Genomic DNA, 23,112 nt, shown 5'->3' with positions numbered 1-23,112 from the left:
GATGATTTTTTCATTATTACGCAAATTAAAGAGGTCTTAGTTCTGCTTTGGTGGCAAGGGCATATTCATTCAACAGACGCCACATAACGTTACCTGTGACATTTTTAGGTAAGGAATAACGTTGTTCGCCAAAAGGAGGAACCATTTTGTAAAGCTCATCATCCGCCACGGTATAATTGCCGACTTGTAGGGTGGCAAATGTCATATAGAGCGGAGAAGGATTACTGACAATCAATTGCTCCCCTTCACGCCGGAATGTTGCTTGATCTGCGACCATATCAGTGCGTAGCGTTTCTAATGCTGTTGGGCGATAAAGGAGTTTTTGATAAATGATCGGACTCAAAACAAATTCCCCTTTATTTTCGGACTGCTTGTCCGTTGCAGGTATGGCTTTTAAGGCAACATAAAAAACGGATTCTCGATCTGTGGTTAATCCGGTTTTGCTGACTTGTTGGATTCTCCAACGATAGCGCTCACCTGACTCTAATCGATGTAGAGGTGGCGTTATAACAAAGGGCTGATTTACTGCTGATGCGTTTTTCTCTGTAGGTAAACCAGATTGTGCATCGGTAGGTACAATCCAGCTTTGAATAAGAAAAGGCGAGGCGTTGCCATTTTCCAATTCAACAAAGGCGCCCGCTTTATCCTTTTCCAAAAATACGATGCGCATATTTGAAAATTTAAAACCGCCTGCATCTTTTGCATAAACGGGTAAAGCCTGGTTTAACACCAAAAAGACGATAATGGTGATTAATCGACGAAACGGCATGTTTTTTCTCCTGAAACAATGGAATATTGGTAATGTTGAGTTATGCCGCCATAGTCATTAATGGCCTGCAGATTTATCTGCTTACTCTTTATCGTGCTTTTGATGAGCTGCGCACTTTTAGGCGCCAGCATTAATCCGCTGATATTAGAAAGGGGGACGCCATTGCTCCAGGCTTTATTCACTGTGATGTAATAAGGCGTGGGATTAATAAAGCAAGTTCCCTGTGGCGATGCAGTGAATTGCAACTGGCTTACCGCTTGTTCATAGGACATGGTTAGACCTTGCGGGCGATAAAAAAGCTTGATCACTAAACGTGTTGCAATGGATAGTTTTGCCGTATCTTGAGACTGCTCTGTAGGTTGTTTGGTCGCCGGGATTGCGGTCGCGCTAAAATAAAATACTGACTCACGATCCTTGGGTAATGACTGAGTATCCTGCGGTATTAATTTCATCGCATGTTGGCTATTCGCCTCAAGACGAAATAGAGGCGGTACAATTAAAAAAGAATCAGAATTTGGTCCATCAATATTATTATTCTGAACTCTGGCTTGGATCAGGTATGTTTTTTCACTGTCATTTTGAATCGTTATCATTTGGCTTTTTTGTGATGATTCAAAAATAACTCGGCTTTGATCCAAACTGATATTAGCTTGAGAAGTAAGCGGTAATAAAAATAGAGGGATCAAAAAAACGCGCTGCCGCGTATTAAGCTTCGTTATTTTTCGCATTGTGATTAAAACCTTATATTTAATTTGTTACAACGGTAAACGTTATTGAAGCTTTAAAATCACCAGCACCAATACCGGTTGTATTTTGACACCCTCCGCAGGAAAGGGCGGCGGTTACAGTATGTTGATCGTTTTCTGTTGAACTGCTGGTTAATGTCCAAACACTATCTCCGGCCGTTTTAGCCAAGCCATCGGAGATAAGTTTGATACCAACACCGCTTGAACTACCGCTGTCTTTAAATAGTTTTTTACCATTGATCGTCGTGGAGTTACCTGAAACAACGACAGTACTACTATTTCCTAAATTCCCTGTTCCAGTACATTCGCTGAGCGTTAAAATAATGTCTCGATTTAACGTGTTTGTGACCCCAGCGTCATTCTTGACTATGTTATTAGCCTGAACATAACCGTAAATTATTTCTGGCTCTGACACCGAAACTTTGCAGGTTCGGGAATAAAAACTTGCTTCAAATGTCACATTAACGGAATTAGTTGCGCCTAAACCTAGCGGGGAAAAGAGCCCGAAAAATAATAAAAAAATAATTTTTTCATGCAAAAACATATTGATATAGTCTCAAGGTAACTCAAAGGTAAAGGTTACCGCTGCATTAGCATTACCTGACGTTACATTTGAGGTCGTATTTTGTTTAACAAATCCAATGGAAATAATGTGCTCGCCTTGAGCAACGGCATTGACCACAAATGAACCGCCATTAAGCAGTGTTGTACCAGCGTTATAGAAACCTGTCGTTTCGGTCATGCTGCCATCTTTTAGCATGAACCCAACACCCGATGTGGTTGAGGGCCCTGAGAGAAAAACCCGAGTATCTTGTGGGGTCATACCACTTATTGAAACGGTTGCTTTAAGCCCGTCGTCATAGCCTTCGCATTGATATAAAAGTTTAAGTGGTAAAATACCTACGGCATCCCCAGACTTAAAATCGTTAACAATATAGTTTTTAAACTCAACCGTATCGGTATTGGTTGAAAATGAACAAGAACCTTTGCCAATTTGCGCAGTTAAAGCTACTGCATTATTATCGGTAGCCATTAAATATGTTGTAGGAAGAATAAATAAAACCGCAATGATGGTTAGAAAACTAAATTTTCTGATTGTATTCATTATGCCCACCTAAATCATTAATGGTGCTCCACGTTACTTTCCCCTTATTGTTAGGTGTTGCATAAAAAATTTCGCCAAATGGCATAATCATGGCATTGTTTTTTTCAATGCTCAGTGGAATAGATTTATTATTCACTGTCATTTTGGTTAAGTTAATATAATAAGGAGATGGATTCTTAACTTTAAATCCACCAGAAACCGATTCAAAGACTAAGCCACTTTGGGCCTTTTCTGGGGATGATGGTAAATTTTTAGGGCGATAAAAAACTTTAATCACATTCTCTAAAGCTATTTTTATAACACCGTTATTTTCTTTTCCTTCCGTTTTGCCATTACTTGCGGAAATAGCTCGCGCATGAAAATAAAAAACGGATTCTCGATCTTTCGGTAATTGATGGTTCTTTTCAACAATACGAACTTCATTACGACTGTCTGGCCCTAATCTAAATATCGGTGGCAGTACTTCAAAAGGTGCTGAACCGTTTTGTTGAGTACCGGTCATATAGGATTGCACCAAATAAGATTCGTCAGTGGTCTTATTTCTAATTGTCACTGATGCCGATTCATTTCCCTCTGTAAAAATAACGCGCGTGGCATTGATACCTACACCTGAAGCGAAGCATTGGGATAGAAAACCGATGCCTAAAAAGGCAACTAACGTTCTGTAAAATAACTTTTTATGAAGTAACATAATGCTCTCAAAAATGGATTATCAAGCAACCTCATTAGAGATTGCCCGAATTGATTAGTTATAAGCTAAAGAAAAGGTAATAGGGGCTTCGATTTGCTGAGAGGCCGGATTACGAACGGTTGAATATAATTGAGCATTCATCAAAACCTGTGCGCTATCACCTGCTTTTAACCCAGTAAGACTGGTTAATGCGGTATTGCTATTTGGCTTAACGGGTTGACCGGCTGCGGTTAATTGAACACCGACAGTTCCACCATCAATATTATTAAAGTAGCTTGTATTAGCTGCTAACGGAGTGCCTTTTGCAAAGAGACTCATGACAGAAGACTCACCTTGATCGGCACTACAATTAGTCAGGTTTAAGGTAAAGTCTTTACTGGTACTGGCAATTGCACCAGCAGTAGCAACATCACCAGAAATTACGGTACCCAAGTCAATATTGCTTTGCGTAACATTGAGGTCGCAAGTGGCTGATGAAATTTGGCCGGTAATGGTAATTTGTGCGTTAGTCGCTGCTTGGGTAGAACAAGAGATCATAACTAATGCCGCGATAGGTGCTAAAAATAGCTTTTGTTTAACAGACATAAATTCCTCTGGAGTTACATTTTAAATAAGAGACATAAACTGATTTGGTTTATATTAATTTACTTCTAACATTGTTATTAACGTAGAAATAAATAAACACAAATGAAATTAACTGTTTGTGTTTATTTATTTTTACAGTTTTATCAGCGTAATATCATTAGCGTTGTGAAATAACGAATTTAGATATTATTAAATAAATTATTATTTTTTATTTTGGTCAAGACTGAAAATGATTTTATCTACTCTTCCTGATGGAAGAGCTAAAGCCTTTGCTATCCCATCAGATTCCAGTCCTTTACTTAATAAGTTTTTTATGATGGCCTGCATATAACTATCATAAGTTTTGTAAATATAGTTTCTTTGATATGTCTTATTACAAGACAAACACCAGAATCGCTGAATACCTATTTTTGATTTACCATGCTTACGTATAGATTCAGTGCTGCCACAAAACTGACAAGCTGTATTCTTTGAGTAAGTTATTTTCATATTATAGTCCGTTAAATTAAAAATATTATTTTACTATTCGAGTAGTTACTTGGTCGAAAATACTATTAATAAGTATTAGTTATTATCAGATAAATCCACTATTGCTTATAATATAATGGTGTTATACGTGTAGAGTTTATTTTATATCCTTCACCCCGCCTATTGATGATGAAATCTTGTGGCATGCCGATTAAAGATAGCTTTTCTTTTAACTCAGTAACAACTTGCCATAAGCGTTGATTAGATGAGCTTAAATTGTTTTCTTCCCAAACTTTTTGCAATATTTCTTCATTGCTAACAATGTGATCGCTAGCATGTGTTAAAAGAAATATTAATAACTTCATTACGGTGTCTTTAAGAACAACCGCGCTAAGGTTTAGGATTTTATATGAATTTTCAGACGATATTCTAATTAATCTTTTATTATCAATATCCACTTGAATATCTGAGCCAATTAAAAAACCGTGTAGTTTCATATTCATAACTTCTCCACCAGCCATCATCCGTAATTGCGGTATATAATCACTATTACTGGAGTCATATAAATAAGTTGCAACAATTATAATTAACAAAAAATTGATTTCAATGTATCAATAAAATCAGTTAACGATGTTATCAAGACATATTCACAATACAATGTGTTGTTTTTTATTTATATAACCATTCATAAAATCAAGTAAACAGGATTGGCAGCAGTAACAACCATAAACGCCATATCATTTTATCATCAACATAAAAAACCATAATGTGTATTTATATAGTTTAATAATCTATGTTTTTAACAACCATTAAAACTTTAACCCAATTAAGTTGTGGTTCATATCGACTATAAATCGTTAATGTATAACTTACACATTGATTTTTATGCAAATATCATTTGTATGACATAATTGCCCTTTATGATAGTTACGCATTATGTATTGTTAACATTAACGTGATTGACTTCTTCTCGCACTGCAATCCTGTGTTGGTAGTAAGATTAACGATGTTCTGTTATTTACGTTACTCAATTTCAACTTATTAATAACTAAATAAGGAAATGTTATTCAATATGTTAAGTTTTATTTTTAATTCATTGATTTCTATGGAATTTAAATGATATTGGTCGTTTGCCATAAAAATCTTAATAAGAAAGAATCGTTAATTATTATCTTAATTTGGCCTTAATCGTTGGCATAAGATAGACTTGTTGCATTAAGTGGAATTAACGCCTGAACTTTTATTTTTAACATATGAATATATGACTAAAAACTATCTCATTGATAATAGAGTTGTTTTCTACCCTGATGAGCATCGCCTCGTTCCTGTAGGTAATCATAGTGGTGTGGAAACTTCATTGAACCTTCCTGTAAGCCGGTGTTTGTTGCTGCTTATCGAACATCAGAATTCTATTGTGAGTAAGGATGATTTTTTTGATAAAGCTTGGATGCAGCGAGGGACTTATGTCACCGCGAATACGTTTTATCAAAATATATCGTTATTACGTAAGGGCTTAAAAAGTGCAGGATTATCGGAAGAGATCATAAAAACAGTACCTAAAAAAGGTCTGATGTTATCAGGGGACGTTAAAGTAGAATTATATGTTCCATCTTTTCAGGCAACGACTGCAAGCCAATCAGAAAAACCAGCGTCTACGCCGTTGATAACCCCTGGCTTACAGAAGGAAGAGAAGGAAGAGAAGGGAATAACCCGCGTATTTAATCTAAGTTATCGCTATAAAATAGGGATGTTTGTTATCAGCATCATTTTTTTGAGTCTTTTAATGAGCTATCCTTTTTTTGTTAAACAACAAGAGAAGTATCTTGATAGCTATAAACTCGATAGCGAGATGAATGGATGTCAGGTTTACACGCCCAAGAAAGATAAGAATCTGATTCGCTATGTCGAGTTTTTACAAAAAAACAACATCACCTGTCTTGGTAGTCGAATGAATACGCTATTTATTACGATGGATAAATCTGCCGAATATACTTCAATCATTCGATGTGATAGTGCCGCTATTTCCAATGATACTCAGTGTGATTCAGAGTTTTACTTTCGAGGACAAAATGAAAAATAAGATTGCTCGAGCGTATCTCTTAGTTTTGACGCTAGCGTCTCTTGCTCTTGTGGGCTATTACGGCTACATGTTATATCAAAAAGATAATTTTTCTTGTGATGGGCGGTTTTATATAAAAAATAACCGTGATGTTTTAGATCTTAATGTTCATTATCGCTTTAACGCAGGAGTGGGGTTAGTTGAAAGTCAGGGGGAGTTTATTCCTTATAATGGTGAACCCGCCAGACCAATCAAGATCCATATTAAATTTTCCTATCATCAAGATGGCGATAAGATGTTCCTCATTTCAGAGAATACCAATCCTAATCAACAAGACATTACATTGCTAAATCAGTTATTACCTGATTTTTTCTTGATCCGTAATCGAGGGATAAATATGCATATTTATCCACAAGGTCAGGAGGGATATGTATTTTCTGGTGATAAAATTCCCTACTTTTTATGTTTAAAAGATTAAATTGCTTACCATGTGTTACGGCAATTTTTCTACTTTTATAGATAAACACGCTAAATCAAAGTGCCAACTATTTTAATTAATTTCAAAAGGTTAAATGATTTTTTACTTTACAGATAGACTATCAATCCTGATTTATAACTAATTTTAATAAGGAAAATAGATGTTTAACGGTATTTTAATTCAAAAAGATGAAAACGGTTATCACGCCAATATCTCTCAAATAGATGAATCACAACTGCCAGAAGGTGATGTAACTGTTCAGGTTAACTATTCTTCATTAAATTATAAGGATGGCTTAGCCATTTCCGGTAAAAGCCCGGTAGTACGTCAATTTCCAATGGTTCCGGGCATCGATCTGGCGGGGACAGTAATAGAGAGCGCTACCTCAAAATATAACGTTGGCGATCACGTTGTCCTTAATGGATGGGGCGTTGGGGAAAAACATTGGGGAGGATTAGCACAAATTGCTCGTCTTAATAGCCAATGGTTAATTCCATTACCTAAAGGTTTAACACCAAAGCAGGCCATGGCAATTGGTACTGCTGGCTATACCGCGATGCTCGCCGTGATGGCGTTAGAAAAAAATGGCATCGCACCACAAAGTGGAAAGATATTGGTCACCGGGGCAAATGGTGGCGTGGGGAGTTTTGCTATCGCCATACTATCCCGATTAGGTTATCAGGTTATTGCTTCAACCGGTCGTCCTGAAGAGTCAGAGTATTTAATTCATCAACTTGGTGCAGCAGAAGTTATTGACCGTAAAGAGCTGTCTGAGCCAGGTAAACCGCTGATGAAAGAACGTTGGGCGGGTGCTGTTGATAGCGTTGGCAGTTATACTTTAGCCAATGTGTGTGCGAGCACTGCCTATGGTGGAACCGTTGCGGCCTGTGGATTAGCGCAAGGTATGGATTTGAACTGTAGCGTTGCGCCATTTATTTTACGCGGCGTTACTTTGGCTGGAATTGATAGCGTGATGCGTCCTTATGCTGATAGGGTAAGTGCCTGGGAACGTCTAGCCAACATCGTTGACGCATCTCTGCTGGAAAAAATCAGCGCTGAAATTCCGTTGACTCAAGTGATTCCAACTATCGCTAAATTAATGGATGGAAAAGTCAGAGGTCGAGTCATCGTTAATTTGCAAGATTAATCGTTATTTGCACGTTTGCCAGGCAGTCCACCAGAGACGGACTGCTTGGGCTTGAATTGTCTACTTCGCTGATTCAGTTATTTGATAATTCGTTTACCATTAGCATCAATAACCTGTTCGCCATCTTCTTTGGTAAATGTCCCTTTCTGCGCGGCAGGCAAGATATCTAACACGACTTCCGAAGGCCGGCAAAGCTTGGTACCTAATTCAGTCACCACAATTGGACGATTAATCAGAATAGGGTACTTGAGCATGAAATCTATTAATTGCTCATCATTCCATTGGTCGTCATCCAATTGCAGCGTTTCATAGGGTTCAACATTTTTACGCAGTAATGCCCGTGTCGTTATCCCCATATCCGCAATAAGTTTGATCAGTTCTTCACGGCTTGGCGGGGTGTCTAAATAATGGATCACGGTTGGCTCAATACCGCTGTTGCGAATCAATTCAAGTGTATTACGGGACGTACCACAAGCAGGATTATGATAAATAGTTACTGAATGCATGTTCACCTCTGAATAATCAAGAACGGCAGTGTTAATCCTGCCGTCTATGTATTTATCTGTTTATACGGTAAATGATAATCGCAAAGCTAACGCGACTAACGTGACAAATAACACCGGAAGCGTCATGACGATCCCGACCTTAAAGTAATAACCCCAGGTAATGGTCAAGTTTTTCTGAGCCAGAACATGTAGCCATAATAAGGTGGCAAGACTGCCAATTGGCGTGATTTTAGGCCCAAGATCGCTACCAATAACGTTAGCATAGACCATCGCTTCTTTGATTAGTCCCGTAGCGTTACTCCCATCAATAGACAATGCGCCAACCAACACTGTAGGCATATTGTTCATAATAGATGACAGAATAGCGGTGAGGAATCCGGTACCCAGAGTGGCGGCCCATAGACCTTGCTCTGCAAGGTAATTCAGAATTTGAGAAAGAAAGTGGGTTAATCCGGCATTGCGTAAGCCATAGACCACTAAATACATACCTAAGGAAAAAATAACGATTTGCCATGGTGCACCGCGTATCACCTTTTTGGTATCGATGACACGACCTTTTTTAGCCACGATATACAGAATAATTGCACCAACGGCCGCCACTAAACTAACGGGGACACCAAGATGATTGAGGCCAAAAAAGCCGACGAGGAGTAATACCAGCACAATCCATCCGGCCTTGAACGTTGATATATCGCGTATGGCTTCTTTTGGCGATTTCAGCAATCCTATTTCATAGGTTTGTGGAATATCTTTGCGAAAGAATAGATGAAGCATGACAAGGGTTGCACAGATCGCCGCAATGTCCACTGGGATCATAATTGCGGCATAATCAGTAAAGCCGATATTAAAGAAATCTGCCGAAACGATATTAACCAGATTGGAGACAACCAATGGCAAACTTGCCGTATCAGCAATGAATCCCGCAGCCATCACAAATGCCAGCGTTGCCCCTCGACTAAAACCTAAAGCGAGTAACATGGCCATGACGATAGGGGTTAAAATTAATGCTGCACCATCATTAGCAAAGAGGGCCGCTACTGCTGCACCGAGTAGGACAATGTAAGTAAATAGTTTACGTCCGCTTCCTCCTCCCCAACGGGCAACATGTAATGCAGCCCACTCAAAAAAGCCTGATTCATCAAGTAATAGACTGATAATAATTACCGCGACAAAGGCTGCGGTGGCATTCCAGACGATCTGCCAGACAACGGGAATATCACCAAGATGAACCACGCCAAACAACAGCGCTAAAATGGCACCAAAGCACGCACTCCAGCCAATACCTAACCCTTTCGGTTGCCAGATAACCAAAATAATGGTCAGAACAAAAATTGAACCGGCCAACCACATAAAAACCTCCATTTAGGCAGGTGAGATAACGCCTGCCATTATTGTTATTGAATTACTTTGCCAGTTTGTTTAAACGTTCAATTCCGACAGGTTCTTCTTTCTGTAACGGAATTAAAGCGAGTCGAGTGGCATACTGCGCTTTAACTAGATTGATCTGTTCAATTTCTTGTTCAGCTCGGTGGTGTAACAAAGGGGATGTCGTACCAGTAGTGGCAAGGCTGTTATTTATCAGCCAGGCCCAGGGTTCAATGCCTGCACGGCGTAAGTCTTCTTGCAAATTAGCGGCTTCTAATACTGGTGTGGTTTCTGGCAGTGTTACAAGCAGTATTTTGGTGCGTTGAGGATCTTGTAGTTGCATCATGGGGGTGACATAGTGACCATTGCTTCCCATTTTTTGGGCAATTTCACGATGATAAGCCCCTGTTGCATCAAGCAGCAGTAAAGTATGTCCGGTTGGCGCGGTATCCATAACGACAAATCGTTTACCGGCATCGCGAATCACACGGGAAAATGCCTGAAATACAGCAATTTCCTCAGTACATGGCGAACGGAGATCTTCTTCCAGTAGAGCACGTCCCTGATCATCCAAGTCCTTCCCTTTACTTTTTAGAACGCTCTGGCGATAACGTTCGGTTTCAGCTTCGGGATCGATACGGCTTACTTCAAGATGCGGTAATTCACCGTGAAGCGTATTCTCTAAATGAGCGGCAGGATCAGAGGTGGTTAAATGAACATCTAATCCTTTTTCCGCTAATTTAACTGCGATTGCTGAAGCTAACGTGGTCTTACCGACACCGCCTTTGCCCATTAACATGATTAAACCGTGCTTATCTTTCGCAAGCTGTTCAACCAGTGTTGAAAGGGGGGCAATGGTAGGGAGCGCCAGATCATGATGTTCTTTACTGATGAGTACTTCATCAGTGTTAAATAAATGACGCATTGCATCTATACCCACTAAATTTACGGGTTGAAGGATAATGCGATCTTGGGGGAGCGAAGCTACTGATGAAGGGATATTCGCTAATGCTAATTGTTCACGTTGGTAAACAGCCTGAGCTAATTTATCATTGTCTATGGCGCTTTCAGGCAATATACCATTAATCACTAAATACTGGTTTTTGATACCGAGTTGAAATAATTCATCATAGGTTCTGGCAACTTCGGTTAGCGTTGACTTTTGTGCTCGGGCAACCAATATTAGCCGCGTTTTACTATCATTTCCTAATTCGGCAACTGCCTGAGCGTAGCGTTCACGTTGTTTTGACAATCCTGATAAGGGACCTAAACAGGATGAGCCTTCAGGATTTTCGTTAATAAAACTGCTCCAGGCTCCTGGCAATTGTAACAGTCGAATAGTGTGTCCGGTCGGAGCGGTATCGAAAATGATATGATCGAAATCCGCGAATAAACGGGCATCAGTGAGGAGATCGGTAAACTCATCAAACGCTGCAATTTCAGTGGTACAGGCGCCTGAAAGCTGCTCTTCAATACCGCGAACAACGTCGTCAGGTAGAATCCCTCTGACAGGATCAATGATGCGCTCACGATAGACTTGAGCCGCCGCTTGCGGATCGATTTCTAAAGCTGACAGGCCTGATACTGATTCTATCTTAGTGATGTGATTACCAATTGTTTGATGAAAAACTTGACCCACATTGGAGGCAGGATCGGTACTGACTAAAAGAACGCGTTTGCCTTTATCAGCCAAGGTAATTGCCGTCGAGCAAGAGATGGATGTTTTTCCTACGCCACCTTTACCTGTAAAGAATAGGAAGGGGGGAACGTTCTGTAAAAATTTCATTGTCATAGTCCTTATGTTCTAGCAGCAGGAACTATTGCCACCGCAACAACTTTGAATAGTTTTAATTTTCGGCGCTAACGATAAACCACACCAACGAGACATATCCTCTCGTGTCGGATAACGGCCAGCCATAACTAAAGCATCATCAACAAAAATGAGAGGTAAGCTTTCAGCCCCTGAACTTTGAAGAAAGTTTTTAACCAATTCATTTTCAACAAAAGCCATCGGTTGTTGAGCAAGGTTGAAGCGAGTTAACGTTACGCCCTGTTGTTTGATCCAATCAATATCGGCAGAAAAATTGACCAATGATTGATCGACATCAGTCCCACAAACGCCAGAACTACAGCAAAGGGCTGGATCATAAACAGTGATTTTTTTCATGGTGCTAACTCCTTATATTCACTATTAAATTCGAAAAAACAGATATGTTAAGGTAAAATTTTTATAAGCACATGGGTCTAATTATTGTTATTTCAGCAGCGTTTTTTAAACGTTTAGAGAGCATTTTGATATTCATCTCTTGGCTAAGATAAGCTTGTTCAATAATATTTCCCGCCCACATAGGTATGTTGTGGGACAGTCGATAATGAATCCATTTCCCCGAACGCCGATCCAGTAGGATATCGTTTTCTCTTAACATAGCTAAATGTCGAGAGATTTTCGGTTGAGGGAGATCCAATATTTCGCATAATTCGCAAACGCACAGTTCGGGTGCTTCTTTTAGCAACAAAACGATGGTTAAGCGGGTTTCATCTGAAAGGCATTTAAATAGTTGAAGCGGGGTTAGTTGGCTCATAATCATCACCTTGAATTCCACTAAAGGTAATCATACGACGATTATTTTTACTGTCAATGATCAAATCTGTTTTTTCGAATATGTTATTTGTTTTTATCATCAATCATGGAGAGATGGAGCAGGCGGTGATTTTACCCTATAAATAGACTGCAAAAAAGCATGTATTAATTAAGCGATGTCGATGAACGGAGTAGATGAAAATCTCAGTCAAAGAAACATGTGCAGCATAGTGCTCAGTTAATACATGCAAAATGTTGTGAAAGATTAAGTCACATCAAAATATCGTGAATCACGGTATTATCGAGAGGGTATCAAGCTGTACTAGCAGTGCGCTTTTCCAATACAAGATGTTTTTCTAATAGTGAAAGAATGTTTTGGTCAATATTCTCATCAAATTTTCTGGCGAACAGATTAGGCGTATTTTGCAGTAAATCGGCATCTAATATAGTGTAATCTCTGGGGCGTAATTTGATCTTTCCCATGGGAATCCAGTCTATTTCTCTTTTATCATCATTGATAATGCTAGCCTGATAGCTGGTATTCATGATCACCGTTTGGAAAAAACCTTCATCAGCAATCAAGGTATGGCGATAAAAATCAATAAAGCGATCCACTTCAGGGCTATAGGTTAAAAATTCACAGAATTTACGGCTCAGAATAAACCATTGATTGCCGATATACGGTATGACACCTGGCATAAAGCTTCGTTTTTTTTCTGGGTTAGCAATAATTTCATTGCCTGAGTCTGTCACATACTCTTCGATGCGGTGTCGGGTCTCTGGTCTGGTTTTATATTGTTCAGACAACTTGATAAAATCTTTACCTATGTGAGAGGTTAAATAGTTATGGATAAACTGAGAAGATTTTAACGGGAAATCCTGACCGCTAAGGTTAATAAAGAATGTCCATTTAATACCTGACTCTAATAATTTTCGCATACCGCGGAGTTCAATATTAACCAGGCTAAATCCACCCCAAACGGCTTTTTCACTTTCTAATAAGGTGGCATTAGGGTAGTGGGTTAAATAATCACGGATGTTTTTCAATAATCCAGTACCTGATTTTTTATCAACATGGATCAAATAGTGATCGTCTTTATTATAGATAGCAGAAAATAGTCGTTTAAATTGATCAGGATAACGATGTACTAATATAAGATAGGCAATCATAATGATGACGCTCCAAAAATATCCATTATAAATAATAGAATAGAAATAAATTAACCTGTTTGACAGGTTAAACAGAAAGAAATGAAAGTGACTTGATTAATGAGAGGTTAGATTAGAAAAAATATCTTTTTGTTGTTCGCGTTCATTTTTCTTGGCTTTTTTTTCTGCTTTCTTTTCTCCTGGGGTTAATAATGGCTTTTTCTTTTGGTCTCTTTTTTTATTTAATCCTTTACTCATAGTAACCTCAAGTTGTTAATATTCGTAATGACCATAAGGGACTAATTTTAACCATAATGCAAGGGATATAAATTTTATTCGATTAATATTTAAAATCAAAAAATAAAGACTAACGCTAATCTGTGTTAATACTGCTATATCGAAATCAATAAATATTATACTATGTAAGGGCTTAAGTTATATTTATCCAGACGTTAACCAAGGCATCATTTGATTATCAGATAGCACCAGCAGGAACGCTCATGAAAAACATCACATTTTATTCTCGTTTCGAAAATGACATTTTGGCCGGCCGCAAAACCATTACTCTGCGGGAAGCCAGCGATGCACAATTTGTTGCTGGGGATGTCGTACGAGTTTCACGCTATGAAGATGAGGTATTTTTTTGCAATATTCAGGTGCTGGCGGTGACGCCTTTGAACTTTAAAGACCTAAATCAGCAGCATGCCAATCAGGAAAATATGACATTGGACGAGCTAAAACAGGTGATCTCAGACATTTATCCCGGGCTGACTGAACTGTTCATGATTGAGTTTCGTTTGATGTAATCAGGTCCGAAACAGAAAGATAGTGATTAGCTATTGAAAGAACCTTGACCACAATGGTCATAGGGGTAGGAAGTATCAATCCGCATGACCTTGTGTCGATATCAACGTCTTTCGACGGCCCAGAATAGTTTTTAAAATGCTAACGCAATACTATTGAAGACGTTAATTCTTCAACTCATCCACTTTGATATTATAAGAGTACTTCCCACTTCGGTTGATTTGGTTAGTTATGTTGAAAAAATCAAACTATGTGAGTTATTTGACTGGCATTGCCATTTTAAAGGTATAAAAAATCAAATTAACTTATTATGTTAATTTATTGTATCGTTAAAGTTATCTGTAATGTAAAAAACAAGTTATTTACTCCATATATTCAACTTTTTTGAAACCACCTCTTTTTATTAATAAATAGCTTCATTATAGTCATTAAAGAATAATGATATTCATGATGAATGAATCAATAACCTCTAAATAAAAATGGATTAACGTATGCTGATAATGGTTCTTTACCTTTAAAAAACTACTATTGGCAATGAATTGGCCTCTTGATTTACATTTTTAAAAATAACTTGATGTGATTTTTATACATCTATCACTTAAATGGATAATTATAATTATTTTTTGATTTTCTTAGATGGGAAGGAGGGCGTTAAACACTATATATCTCAATGTGATAATTAATGATGTGATTGAAAATCACCGAGCAGGTGATAATAAGCAACGCTTATGAAATTTAGATAATCAGAGTAATAACCCTATATGAAAAATGTTTATTAATAACATTTTTTAAGGTGAAAAAGATTCATTGAGTTGTCATCATCTGTTAATGATGACAAAGCAATTTATTAAAAGGCCAATAATCTATACCAATAAAATATAACCATTAAGAGTTAAATCTTAATGTTGGTTATATTTCAGCATCGTATTTCATTCCTGCAATTAAACCGAATGAAGTATTGATAGTTATCCTAATAAGTATATGGAATTTATTTATATGAAACTAAAAAACATCGTATTAACGACAATGTTAGTGATGGGCGCAGCTTTTACTGTTAACGCAGGAACTAATGCCCAGATAACCATCACTGGTGATGTTGTGGCTGCAACCTGTGATGTGTCCCTGTCTGCTAATAGTTTAGATTTAGGTAACTACACACCAAACCAATTTACGGCTGTCGCAACCCCCGTTGCTGCCAGCGTAAAACCATTTACCGTCGGTTTGAGTAACTGTTTGGCACCGCTGGCTGCAGGTGATTCGGCTAAGTTGGTTGTGACGGGACAAACGCTGGGCGGTAGCCCAAATATCTTTAATACTACCGGTACAACAACGGGCGTGATGTTGAAAGTACTTGGAAATGGTGGTTCTAACTACTTAAAAAATAACGATAAGCTAACTGTGGCGACAGCGGGTACTACGCCTGCTGTCGCTGACTTTAATGGCAAAGTTATTTCGTTAGAAGCGGGATTAGCTTCTGCAACAGCTCAGGCGCAAATTGGTCACGTTAGTGCGCCAATCATGTTTAGCTTTGCCTATAACTGATCGTTCTCTATGGGGAGCCGCGAGGGCGGCTCGTCCATTTTAAACAGCGGAAATTAATCGATGAAAGGATTTCTACGCGTATTTTTGATCGTCACCGGTAGTTTAGTATGGGTTACAACGGCCCTCGCTGATGGCTTTGGTATTAACACCACTCGCCTGATTTATCCTGAAGGTGTAAATAGCATTACCGTAACGGTACGTAATACTATGTCCGATCAGCCTTATTTGGTTCAGGCGATGGTGACAATGGCCCCAGATAATCTACAGACTGCTCCTTTTAACGTAACACCACCGCTATTTCGCCTTGAACCTAATACCACTAATCAAATGCGAATTATTGGTCAGGTCAGTCATCTGCCGAAAGATCGAGAATCCGTGTTCTATTTTAACGCGCGAGCGATACCCGCCAGTCGGACTTCACCGACAGAGAGTCAATCTAAAGACATCAGCGGAACGGCTCAATTCGGCGTTGGCAATATCATTAAAATCTTCTATCGCCCGGCAGGACTCAGCGGAAGTTCAGACAACGCTCAACGGGATCTACAATTTGAGCTGGTTGGCAATGGGCTCAAAGTGACGAATTCCTCTCCTTACTTTATCAATCTGGCGGAACTTACCGTTGGCGGGCAAAAATTATCGTTAATGCCGCCAAATGGCGTACCAATGATTGCTCCATTTGGAACTCATACCTATCCGACGCGATTAAAGCGGGGGCAGGTAAGTTGGAAAACGATTACCGATCAGGGAGCTCAAAATGGATTTGTACAAGCGATTCGGTAAATGGTGCGTTAGTACCTGCCTGATATTACTGTCCTACGGAGTGGGGTTAACCACCGCACAGGCGATTATTCTGAATTATTCGGCCACGATTAATCAGGGAACCTGCCAGATAAGTCTGGATAAAACAGCATTACATCTAGGTACTGTTGAGATGTCTGCCATGCGTGGGAGCACACTTGTTTCTGCTCAGTCATTTACCCTGCAAATCCGTAGCTGTGGTGATTATCAAGCTGGGCTTACGCCCGCGATTAAAATCACGGGTGAAGGAATGACGCGTGACGGCAAATGGCTATTTCGTAGCAGTGCCGATTCCGTATCACAGGGGTTTGGTATCGTGCTGGCTAAGAGCGACACGATACCGCTATATAATCAGGCGTCTATTACCAACGGGGATTATCTCAATTTAACTGCAACGACGGACACAGACGTTACATTTTTTGCCGGTATAGCGTGCGGTTCAGCCACAAACTGTCAGGACGCCAACATGCGGCCGGGCAGGGTTAGTGCGCGTATCGTGTTTGATTTTGTGTATCGCTGAACCTAGAGGATCTTGCCAATGCACATCACTCAACGCGGCCTGATGGGAGCGCTATTTCTCTGTCTGAGTACGCTCTGTAATTTTATAGTTCGGGCAGATAGTGGCATTCATCTTAACCAAACCCGTGTGATTTATTCGGGGGCGAATAGCATACAGAATGTGACGATCGGTAATCAGGGGGGCAGTTATATCTGCTTCAGTCCAGCGTGCAGCTGTCACTGGATAACTCGAACCCGGCACCGTTTATGGTAACGCCTCCATTGGCCAGATTAGCGGCCAATAGCAGCAATGTACTGCGTATTTTAAGACAGGGAGATACTCCGCTGCCGGAAGATCGGGAGTCGTTATTTTATCTGTCGGTATTAGCCATCCCTTCATTGCCGGGTGATGTGTCCATTGCGGAACAGTCTCGGTTATCCATGGGATTGCGCTTTCTGCTCAAGCTGTTTTACCGTCCGCAGGGGCTGAGCGTTACACCAGAGCAAACCTATTGCCAGTTACAATTGTCACAGAACGGTCATCGGGTGCGAATAACCAACCCGGGCCCTTATTTTCTGACCTTTAGCCAATTGACGTTGGGCTATCAAGTCGTCGATCTCGAACGTTATCCGTCAATGATCCCGCCGATGAGTTATCAGGATTATCCAATCACTCAAGCAATATCACAGGCCTACTGGCAGTTGATCACTGACTACGGTGGCGCTTCAGCGCGCTGTCAATCTTCCTTATTAACCCGTAGAGAGGCGCCGTGAAACCATCAATAACCCGCTGGCTTATGGTTCTTGCCTTGAGCACCATCAATCTGAGCGTTTCTGCCGAACAGAAAGATCCCACTGGCATCTCGTTTTATGTGCTGAGGGTGATATACCCGGAAAGTGAAAAAAGAGGCGTTACTCTGCGTGCCTATAACAAAACCTCCAGCGTGTATCTAATGCAGTCATGGATACAACCGGTTGATACCGACACCGGTGATGTGGGATTGCCAAACAGTACCTCCACGACCATGCCATTTATCATCACGCCGCCGCTCCAACGTTTTGAGCCCGGGGAAGAACTGGCATTGCGTATCCGTCGAACCGGCGTTGAGTTACCGAACGATCGGGAGTCGGTCTATTTTATCTCAATGAAAGCCATCCCCGGCCAACCTGTTCCGAAAGATAAGCAAATTACGCCCAATGTGACTTTAACCGTGGTGACTAATATGAAGTTGTTTTACCGGCCGGAAGGATTGCCTAAGCGCGGTGTTCAGGAAGCGGCGGTACAGCTTAAATTCAGTCAGCAAGGGGATACGCTGATTGCCGATAACCCAACGCCTTTCTGGCTAACGTTTTCACACTTGAGTATTGGCAATTACAAGCTCAATAACGACCAGATGCGCTTGATGGTTCCTCCAAAAGGGCAGCAACAGTATCACTTACCGCAGGCAACACGCGGCGATGTTGAGTGGCAATTGATAGATGAAGAGGGTTGGAACACGCCTGGCCAACGTCAGTCGCTAACCGCACATTAAATTTCGCTAATGAAAAGTTAAATGGATATGAAAAATAACAAGCTTAGTCATGACGGCAATCTATACCTATGCAAGCGTTTTAATGTGATATCTCTGTTGCTGACTTGTGCACTACCGGCGTTAGGGAGGGACTATTTTGACCCAGGACTGCTGTCTTTGAGCGGCGATCAACATGCGGCGATGGTCGATTTAACGACTTTTGAGACGGCGGGACAATTGCCGGAAGGAGAATATTTGTTCACGCTGTATGTTAATCAGTATGAACAGGGTCAATATAACATTCAGTTTAAAAAAAATGCCGATGGAAAAATTCAACCGGCGTTAACACCAAAGCAGTTGCACGATCTGGGGGTAAATACCTCTCTATTACCTGCATTTACCGGGCTACCGATAGATAAGCCAATACTTGATCTACCAACACTGATTCCAGAATCTAAGGTTAAAGTTGATCTGTCATTGCTACGGTTGGACTTAAGTATTCCTCAGATCGCAATGCAGTCTCATGCTCAAGGCTCCATCGACCCGGCGTTATGGGAACAGGGGGTACCGGCGTTATTACTAAACTATAACCTGAACGGTAGCCGCAATTGGCAGGAAGGGCAATGGGAAAACGGTCATTCCCGGCAGGACAGCTTATTTGCTAATTTACGCGGTGGAATTAATCTGGATGCCTGGCGTCTACGCAGCGACATGACCTACAGTAATTCGAAAAACACCAATAATATCCAATTCGGTAGTCGCCAAACGGATACCCGATTTACCAATACTTATCTTCAGCGGGATATTCAGTTTCTGCGTTCAGAGATTTTATTTGGTGAAAATAGTACCGGTAACGAGGTGTTTGACACCATTCCGTTCAGAGGAATTAAGCTGAATTCCAATGATGAGATGTTGCCTTATAGCCTACGTGGTTTTGCTCCGCTGGTTTCAGGTGTGGCGTCAACTAATGCCCGGGTCACCCTGAGTCAAAATGGCAGTGTGATTTATCAGACTTACGTAGCGCCGGGGTCGTTCAGTATTAGCGATCTGTATCAAACCGGCCAAGCGGGCGATCTGACCATGACCATTACTGAAGCTGACGGTAGCGTACATACCCAGACGGTAGCTTATTCATCGCTACCGATAATGCAGCGGACTGGCGGCATGAAGTATGAAGTGACCACCGGTCGTTACCATGGCGGTATTACTGATGGGTCTCAACAGATGAATTTTGGTTTGGGTACGCTGATGTATGGTTTACCTAATAATATTACCCTGTACGGCGGTGGTCTGGTGGCGCAAGAGTATTATTCTGCCGTGATTGGCAGTGGCGTTTCTCTGGGAGATGTTGGAGCCTTATCTGCGGATATCACTCTTGCCAGCGCACAGATAAAGGGCCTGGCTGAACGTCAACGCGGGAACGCTTATCGCGTTCGCTATGCTAAAAGCCTACTCAGTACCGGTACCTCTATCGATCTGGCGGCCTATCGTTATTCAACCCAGAACTATTACAGTTTTTCAGATGCCAATAATATTGGTTATCAACTGAATGATGACCAATTGCCTTGGGCGCTAGAGCGGCAACGCAATAACATTCAACTGCAAGTTAACCAAGATATGGCTTCATGGGGCTCACTTTTCATTAGCGCTAGTCGTGATAACTACTGGGGCAGCGGTCGGGTTAATAACTCGGTGTCGGCCGGATATAACAGCAGCTATAAGGGGATTAGCTATGGTCTGACCTATCGAATTGACCGTGTACAGAATAGAGGCAACGGTGGGATCGATTGGCCTGAAAATCGACAGATTTCTATGAATGTACAGATTCCATTTAACCTGTTTAGCAATGCCGAATCGGTACGAAATATATATGCCAGTTATCAAATAAGCCAGAATAATCAGGGTAATCAACAGCAACAGGCGGGGATCACCGGTACCGCACTGGAGGACCATTTAGCCTATAGCGTGATACAGGGCTACGGTAATCAAGGCCAGGGGACTAACGGAACGTTAAGTTCCAGCTATCAAGGTAGTCAGGGGATGGTGAGTGGGGGCTATAGTTATGGCGATAGTTACCGGTCAGTCAATATGGGAGCAACCGGTGGTGTTGTGGTGCATCCGCAAGGGGTGACGCTAAGCCAAACTCTGGGTAGTGCGGTGGCTATAGTGAGCACACCAGGAGCCAGCGGGGTTGCCGTTGGCAACGGCAGTAGCCGAACCAACCGTTGGGGGCAAGCCGTGGTGCCTTACCTGTCAGACTATCAGAAAAATAACATCAGCCTTGACCCATCAACGCTACCGGACGATGTGGATGTGACGCAATCCAGTCTGAATATTTACCCGACCAAAGGGGCAGTAATATTGGCTAATTTTGCTACCCGAGTTGGTTTTCAAGCACTGATTACGTTGATCCAAAGTAATCATACGCCAGTGCCGTTTGGTGCTATCGCAAGATTTGACAATCCTGAAGCTAACAGTGTGCCAAATACCAGCATTGTTGGCGATGCCGGGCAGGTCTATCTCAGTGGGTTACCGGAAACTGGCAGTCTGACGGCACAATGGGGGCCAGCAATCGATCAGCAATGCCGGGCTCGTTTTAACTTAACCAATAGTGTGCCGTCAAAAAATAACCCACTTCATCAAACTCAGGTTACGTGCGAAGGAGCGACGCCATGAACCTTATTTATCGCCAAAACGTTTTATCGTCAGATTGGATTAATCATAAAAAAATCGTCTGTGCTACTTATATGTATTTGTTGTTCTTCGGACTGATGGCTCCGTTGCAGGCTGAAACTATCACCATTGGTAAAGGGAGCGGTATTGTTTGGGAAGGGATGCCTTTCGATGTCAAGCTTGCCGGTACCATGGATAGTTCTTCACTGCTAACAAGCTATGGTCTGGCGAGTATTTCAACTTCCAAAAGTACGTGTATCTCATCAAGCGAGCTAAAATTAGTGAATGGCTACTTAGTTTATCCGATTGGGCAAGGGGTGGGAATTATTCCCCGAGCAACGGTTTTAGCAAACTATAAGACCGATAATGGCACGGTTGAAACGCTGAACGGTACCATTGGATTACCGATCACCAGTGCTACAGCAGGAAAAACCACCATCACTAATCCGGTCGGACTCTATCAGTGGTGTCTACCGCCACGCATGACAGCGATCAATAAATTCTATGATATCTCTTATAATCGAACCTCTCGTGGTGTAGGTACTTGGGTGATTATTGCCGATGGGACTCAAACTAGTTCAGAGGTAAATCTTGAGCCACTGTATTATAGCAGTTATTCGTCTACCTATACTGGTGACCGGATCGTACAAATTTTTCCGAGTAATATCACCTTACGAATCTCGACGCTAGAATGCACGATTAATACCACGGCGAATATTGATTTTAGTACGGTGACATATAGTAAAACGCCGGGTGCTGAACTGGGTCAAAAGAGTTATCCGATGGTTGTTAACTGTGGTCAAGCCAGTGATAAAATCAGCACTAATATTAACCTGCAGTTTCGGGCCATATCCGGTCTTTATAACGGACAGGCAACTCGGTTAGCGTTAAATCAGGGAGGCGGTTACATCACTGGTGAAATGGATACCGGGACAACCGGCAGTGGGGCCTGTAACATGACCACCGGCTTACCGTTTAATAACACGCGGATCAAGATTGGTAATATTAGTGCGACTGACAGCAGCAAATCGATATCAAATCAGGTGACATGGCGATTGTGCTCCGGCGGCAGTCGTTTACCGGTAGGTGCCGTGACGGCCTCGGCTGAGATGTTAGTGACGTTTAATTAGTTTCGTGGTGGCCATTCAGGAGCAATTTATCTGCTGATGGCCATTGAGAAAAGGGATAACTAACGAGAACTTGAGACCAGTAGAGCAGGTCCAGTGCAGAACATCTGACAATAGTGCAGCTAATTGTTCTCATTATGCCTTTTTGGTCAATTCATTTTTAATGATAATTAGACATCATAAAATTCATAATAACCATTATAAATTTTTAAACTAAATTGACTTAAAACACTCATTTGAATTAATTCTTCACTCATCAATATAATCGTTTTAAACTATCAGCTTTTATTCTTTAATTGGTTTTCTTGATGTTTTTGTTTCATGGAGCAACGCTATTAGCTGATTGGAGTAATCGTAAAATCAATTAATATTTAAGAAGGTTTTGGTGATTAAATTAAATAAATTCATGTTATTGTGATTTTTTCATATTGATGTGTAATTTATGCCTTACTCTTAATACTTAAAAAACTAAAAATAGGTAGAATTTTATATGTTAAGCAATTAAAATAT

Annotated in this window: 26 protein-coding genes; 11 read left to right on the top strand and 15 right to left on the bottom strand. The window is 40.8% G+C overall.

What is annotated here, in order from left to right:
- Positions 1–25: 25 nt before the first annotated feature.
- The 8 genes from EL341_RS08855 to EL341_RS08820 all read right to left on the bottom strand — a co-directional run bounded on the left by EL341_RS08855 (position 26) and on the right by EL341_RS08820 (position 4,867).
- Positions 26–769: a fimbrial biogenesis chaperone gene (locus tag EL341_RS08855; RefSeq protein ID WP_126467587.1), complete on the bottom strand. Its 744-nt coding sequence runs from the start codon at positions 767–769 to the stop codon at positions 26–28.
- The gene (locus EL341_RS08850; protein WP_232036546.1) at positions 751–1,362 is read right to left on the bottom strand and encodes a fimbrial biogenesis chaperone; all 612 of its coding nucleotides are present in this window, start codon (positions 1,360–1,362) and stop codon (positions 751–753) included. Before EL341_RS08850 ends, EL341_RS08855 begins: the two co-directional genes overlap by 19 nt.
- 154 nt (positions 1,363–1,516) lie before the next feature.
- Positions 1,517–2,059: a fimbrial protein gene (locus EL341_RS08845; protein WP_047781047.1), complete on the bottom strand. Its 543-nt coding sequence runs from the start codon at positions 2,057–2,059 to the stop codon at positions 1,517–1,519.
- Between the two features lie 12 nt (positions 2,060–2,071).
- The gene (locus EL341_RS08840; RefSeq protein ID WP_114986635.1) at positions 2,072–2,620 is read right to left on the bottom strand and encodes a fimbrial protein; all 549 of its coding nucleotides are present in this window, start codon (positions 2,618–2,620) and stop codon (positions 2,072–2,074) included.
- Positions 2,598–3,311 carry a fimbrial biogenesis chaperone gene (locus EL341_RS08835; RefSeq protein ID WP_126467585.1) on the bottom strand — a complete coding sequence of 238 codons (714 nt, stop codon included), beginning with the start codon at positions 3,309–3,311 and terminating at the stop codon, positions 2,598–2,600. Before EL341_RS08835 ends, EL341_RS08840 begins: the two co-directional genes overlap by 23 nt.
- A gap of 54 nt (positions 3,312–3,365) precedes the next feature.
- Entirely contained in the window at positions 3,366–3,896 is a 531-nt protein-coding gene (locus EL341_RS08830) for a fimbrial protein (RefSeq protein ID WP_232036545.1), read from the bottom strand.
- Between the two features lie 201 nt (positions 3,897–4,097).
- Positions 4,098–4,385, bottom strand: coding sequence for an IS1 family transposase (locus tag EL341_RS08825; RefSeq protein ID WP_126467583.1), 288 nt, complete (start codon positions 4,383–4,385; stop codon positions 4,098–4,100).
- 98 nt (positions 4,386–4,483) lie between these two features.
- Positions 4,484–4,867: a winged helix-turn-helix domain-containing protein gene (locus tag EL341_RS08820; RefSeq protein ID WP_074824849.1), complete on the bottom strand. Its 384-nt coding sequence runs from the start codon at positions 4,865–4,867 to the stop codon at positions 4,484–4,486.
- Positions 4,868–5,583: 716 nt separating this feature from the next.
- Here EL341_RS08820 and EL341_RS08815 point away from each other — a divergent pair.
- The 3 genes from EL341_RS08815 to acuI all read left to right on the top strand — a co-directional run bounded on the left by EL341_RS08815 (position 5,584) and on the right by acuI (position 8,048).
- On the top strand, positions 5,584–6,444 hold the full coding sequence (locus EL341_RS08815; protein WP_126467581.1) for a winged helix-turn-helix domain-containing protein: 861 nt from the start codon (positions 5,584–5,586) through the stop codon (positions 6,442–6,444).
- A complete protein-coding gene (locus tag EL341_RS08810; protein ID WP_047781041.1) occupies positions 6,434–6,901 on the top strand; it encodes a hypothetical protein in 468 nt (155 codons plus the stop codon). The genes EL341_RS08815 and EL341_RS08810 overlap by 11 nt, the downstream gene beginning before the upstream one ends.
- Positions 6,902–7,061: 160 nt before the next feature.
- Positions 7,062–8,048 carry an acrylyl-CoA reductase (NADPH) gene (acuI, locus tag EL341_RS08805; protein WP_074824844.1) on the top strand — a complete coding sequence of 329 codons (987 nt, stop codon included), beginning with the start codon at positions 7,062–7,064 and terminating at the stop codon, positions 8,046–8,048.
- Between the two features lie 77 nt (positions 8,049–8,125).
- On the opposite strand, the gene arsC is transcribed toward acuI, so the two are convergent.
- The 7 genes from arsC to EL341_RS17610 all read right to left on the bottom strand — a co-directional run bounded on the left by arsC (position 8,126) and on the right by EL341_RS17610 (position 13,907).
- A complete protein-coding gene (gene arsC, locus EL341_RS08800; protein ID WP_074824840.1) occupies positions 8,126–8,554 on the bottom strand; it encodes a glutaredoxin-dependent arsenate reductase in 429 nt (142 codons plus the stop codon).
- Between the two features lie 60 nt (positions 8,555–8,614).
- Positions 8,615–9,904, bottom strand: a complete 1,290-nt coding sequence (locus tag EL341_RS08795; RefSeq protein WP_047781038.1) for an arsenic transporter — start codon at positions 9,902–9,904, stop codon at positions 8,615–8,617.
- A 52-nt stretch (positions 9,905–9,956) separates the two neighbouring features.
- Complete coding sequence (gene arsA / locus EL341_RS08790) at positions 9,957–11,705, bottom strand: arsenical pump-driving ATPase (protein WP_126467579.1); 1,749 nt, start codon at positions 11,703–11,705, stop codon at positions 9,957–9,959.
- A gap of 18 nt (positions 11,706–11,723) precedes the next feature.
- Entirely contained in the window at positions 11,724–12,086 is a 363-nt protein-coding gene (gene arsD / locus EL341_RS08785) for an arsenite efflux transporter metallochaperone ArsD (RefSeq protein WP_047781036.1), read from the bottom strand.
- Positions 12,087–12,147: 61 nt separating this feature from the next.
- Entirely contained in the window at positions 12,148–12,501 is a 354-nt protein-coding gene (locus EL341_RS08780) for a metalloregulator ArsR/SmtB family transcription factor (protein WP_126467577.1), read from the bottom strand.
- 311 nt (positions 12,502–12,812) lie between these two features.
- Positions 12,813–13,670, bottom strand: a complete 858-nt coding sequence (locus tag EL341_RS08775) for a beta-1,6-N-acetylglucosaminyltransferase (RefSeq protein WP_126467575.1) — start codon at positions 13,668–13,670, stop codon at positions 12,813–12,815.
- 96 nt (positions 13,671–13,766) lie between these two features.
- On the bottom strand, positions 13,767–13,907 hold the full coding sequence (locus EL341_RS17610) for a hypothetical protein (RefSeq protein WP_164720449.1): 141 nt from the start codon (positions 13,905–13,907) through the stop codon (positions 13,767–13,769).
- Positions 13,908–14,149: 242 nt separating this feature from the next.
- Between EL341_RS17610 and yqfB the strand changes: the two genes are divergently transcribed.
- From yqfB to EL341_RS08735, 8 genes are all read left to right on the top strand, one after another.
- Complete coding sequence (gene yqfB / locus EL341_RS08770) at positions 14,150–14,455, top strand: N(4)-acetylcytidine aminohydrolase (RefSeq protein ID WP_114986630.1); 306 nt, start codon at positions 14,150–14,152, stop codon at positions 14,453–14,455.
- A gap of 994 nt (positions 14,456–15,449) precedes the next feature.
- Positions 15,450–15,995 (top strand): fimbrial protein, encoded by a 546-nt coding sequence (locus EL341_RS08765; protein WP_053007585.1) that lies wholly within the window; start codon positions 15,450–15,452, stop codon positions 15,993–15,995.
- A gap of 60 nt (positions 15,996–16,055) precedes the next feature.
- A complete protein-coding gene (locus tag EL341_RS08760; RefSeq protein ID WP_074824823.1) occupies positions 16,056–16,775 on the top strand; it encodes a fimbrial biogenesis chaperone in 720 nt (239 codons plus the stop codon).
- Positions 16,750–17,313 carry a fimbrial protein gene (locus tag EL341_RS08755; protein WP_126467573.1) on the top strand — a complete coding sequence of 188 codons (564 nt, stop codon included), beginning with the start codon at positions 16,750–16,752 and terminating at the stop codon, positions 17,311–17,313. Before EL341_RS08760 ends, EL341_RS08755 begins: the two co-directional genes overlap by 26 nt.
- A gap of 206 nt (positions 17,314–17,519) precedes the next feature.
- Positions 17,520–18,065 (top strand): fimbrial biogenesis chaperone, encoded by a 546-nt coding sequence (locus EL341_RS08750; RefSeq protein ID WP_164720448.1) that lies wholly within the window; start codon positions 17,520–17,522, stop codon positions 18,063–18,065.
- A complete protein-coding gene (locus tag EL341_RS08745) occupies positions 18,062–18,823 on the top strand; it encodes a fimbrial biogenesis chaperone (RefSeq protein WP_232036596.1) in 762 nt (253 codons plus the stop codon). Before EL341_RS08750 ends, EL341_RS08745 begins: the two co-directional genes overlap by 4 nt.
- Positions 18,824–18,844: 21 nt before the next feature.
- Positions 18,845–21,478, top strand: a complete 2,634-nt coding sequence (locus EL341_RS08740; RefSeq protein WP_232036595.1) for a fimbria/pilus outer membrane usher protein — start codon at positions 18,845–18,847, stop codon at positions 21,476–21,478.
- Complete coding sequence (locus EL341_RS08735; RefSeq protein WP_232036594.1) at positions 21,475–22,605, top strand: hypothetical protein; 1,131 nt, start codon at positions 21,475–21,477, stop codon at positions 22,603–22,605. Before EL341_RS08740 ends, EL341_RS08735 begins: the two co-directional genes overlap by 4 nt.
- Positions 22,606–23,112: the final 507 nt, after the last annotated feature.

Origin of the sequence: Pragia fontium (assembly GCF_900638655.1) — a bacterium.
In the GTDB taxonomy this organism is placed as follows: Bacteria; Pseudomonadota; Gammaproteobacteria; order Enterobacterales; family Enterobacteriaceae; genus Pragia; species Pragia fontium.
Note: the sequence above shows the minus strand (reverse complement) of the source record. Positions and strands in the feature narration are given on the sequence as shown.

Excerpts from the sequence above, each read along its gene's own strand:
- EL341_RS08855 (WP_126467587.1), bottom strand. The coding sequence starts at position 769 with ATGCCGTTTCGTCGATTAATCACCATTATCGTCTTTTTGGTGTTAAAC.
- EL341_RS08850 (WP_232036546.1), bottom strand. The coding sequence starts at position 1,362 with ATGATAACGATTCAAAATGACAGTGAAAAAACATACCTGATCCAAGCC.
- EL341_RS08845 (WP_047781047.1), bottom strand. The coding sequence starts at position 2,059 with ATGTTTTTGCATGAAAAAATTATTTTTTTATTATTTTTCGGGCTCTTT.
- EL341_RS08840 (WP_114986635.1), bottom strand. The coding sequence starts at position 2,620 with ATGAATACAATCAGAAAATTTAGTTTTCTAACCATCATTGCGGTTTTA.
- EL341_RS08835 (WP_126467585.1), bottom strand. The coding sequence starts at position 3,311 with ATGTTACTTCATAAAAAGTTATTTTACAGAACGTTAGTTGCCTTTTTA.
- EL341_RS08830 (WP_232036545.1), bottom strand. The coding sequence starts at position 3,896 with ATGTCTGTTAAACAAAAGCTATTTTTAGCACCTATCGCGGCATTAGTT.
- EL341_RS08825 (WP_126467583.1), bottom strand. The coding sequence starts at position 4,385 with ATGAAAATAACTTACTCAAAGAATACAGCTTGTCAGTTTTGTGGCAGC.
- EL341_RS08820 (WP_074824849.1), bottom strand. The coding sequence starts at position 4,867 with ATGAATATGAAACTACACGGTTTTTTAATTGGCTCAGATATTCAAGTG.
- EL341_RS08810 (WP_047781041.1), top strand. The coding sequence starts at position 6,434 with ATGAAAAATAAGATTGCTCGAGCGTATCTCTTAGTTTTGACGCTAGCG.
- acuI (WP_074824844.1), top strand. The coding sequence starts at position 7,062 with ATGTTTAACGGTATTTTAATTCAAAAAGATGAAAACGGTTATCACGCC.
- arsC (WP_074824840.1), bottom strand. The coding sequence starts at position 8,554 with ATGCATTCAGTAACTATTTATCATAATCCTGCTTGTGGTACGTCCCGT.
- EL341_RS08795 (WP_047781038.1), bottom strand. The coding sequence starts at position 9,904 with ATGTGGTTGGCCGGTTCAATTTTTGTTCTGACCATTATTTTGGTTATC.
- arsA (WP_126467579.1), bottom strand. The coding sequence starts at position 11,705 with ATGAAATTTTTACAGAACGTTCCCCCCTTCCTATTCTTTACAGGTAAA.
- arsD (WP_047781036.1), bottom strand. The coding sequence starts at position 12,086 with ATGAAAAAAATCACTGTTTATGATCCAGCCCTTTGCTGTAGTTCTGGC.
- EL341_RS08780 (WP_126467577.1), bottom strand. The coding sequence starts at position 12,501 with ATGAGCCAACTAACCCCGCTTCAACTATTTAAATGCCTTTCAGATGAA.
- EL341_RS08775 (WP_126467575.1), bottom strand. The coding sequence starts at position 13,670 with ATGATTGCCTATCTTATATTAGTACATCGTTATCCTGATCAATTTAAA.
- EL341_RS17610 (WP_164720449.1), bottom strand. The coding sequence starts at position 13,907 with ATGAGTAAAGGATTAAATAAAAAAAGAGACCAAAAGAAAAAGCCATTA.
- yqfB (WP_114986630.1), top strand. The coding sequence starts at position 14,150 with ATGAAAAACATCACATTTTATTCTCGTTTCGAAAATGACATTTTGGCC.
- EL341_RS08765 (WP_053007585.1), top strand. The coding sequence starts at position 15,450 with ATGAAACTAAAAAACATCGTATTAACGACAATGTTAGTGATGGGCGCA.
- EL341_RS08760 (WP_074824823.1), top strand. The coding sequence starts at position 16,056 with ATGAAAGGATTTCTACGCGTATTTTTGATCGTCACCGGTAGTTTAGTA.
- EL341_RS08755 (WP_126467573.1), top strand. The coding sequence starts at position 16,750 with ATGGATTTGTACAAGCGATTCGGTAAATGGTGCGTTAGTACCTGCCTG.
- EL341_RS08740 (WP_232036595.1), top strand. The coding sequence starts at position 18,845 with ATGGATATGAAAAATAACAAGCTTAGTCATGACGGCAATCTATACCTA.
- EL341_RS08735 (WP_232036594.1), top strand. The coding sequence starts at position 21,475 with ATGAACCTTATTTATCGCCAAAACGTTTTATCGTCAGATTGGATTAAT.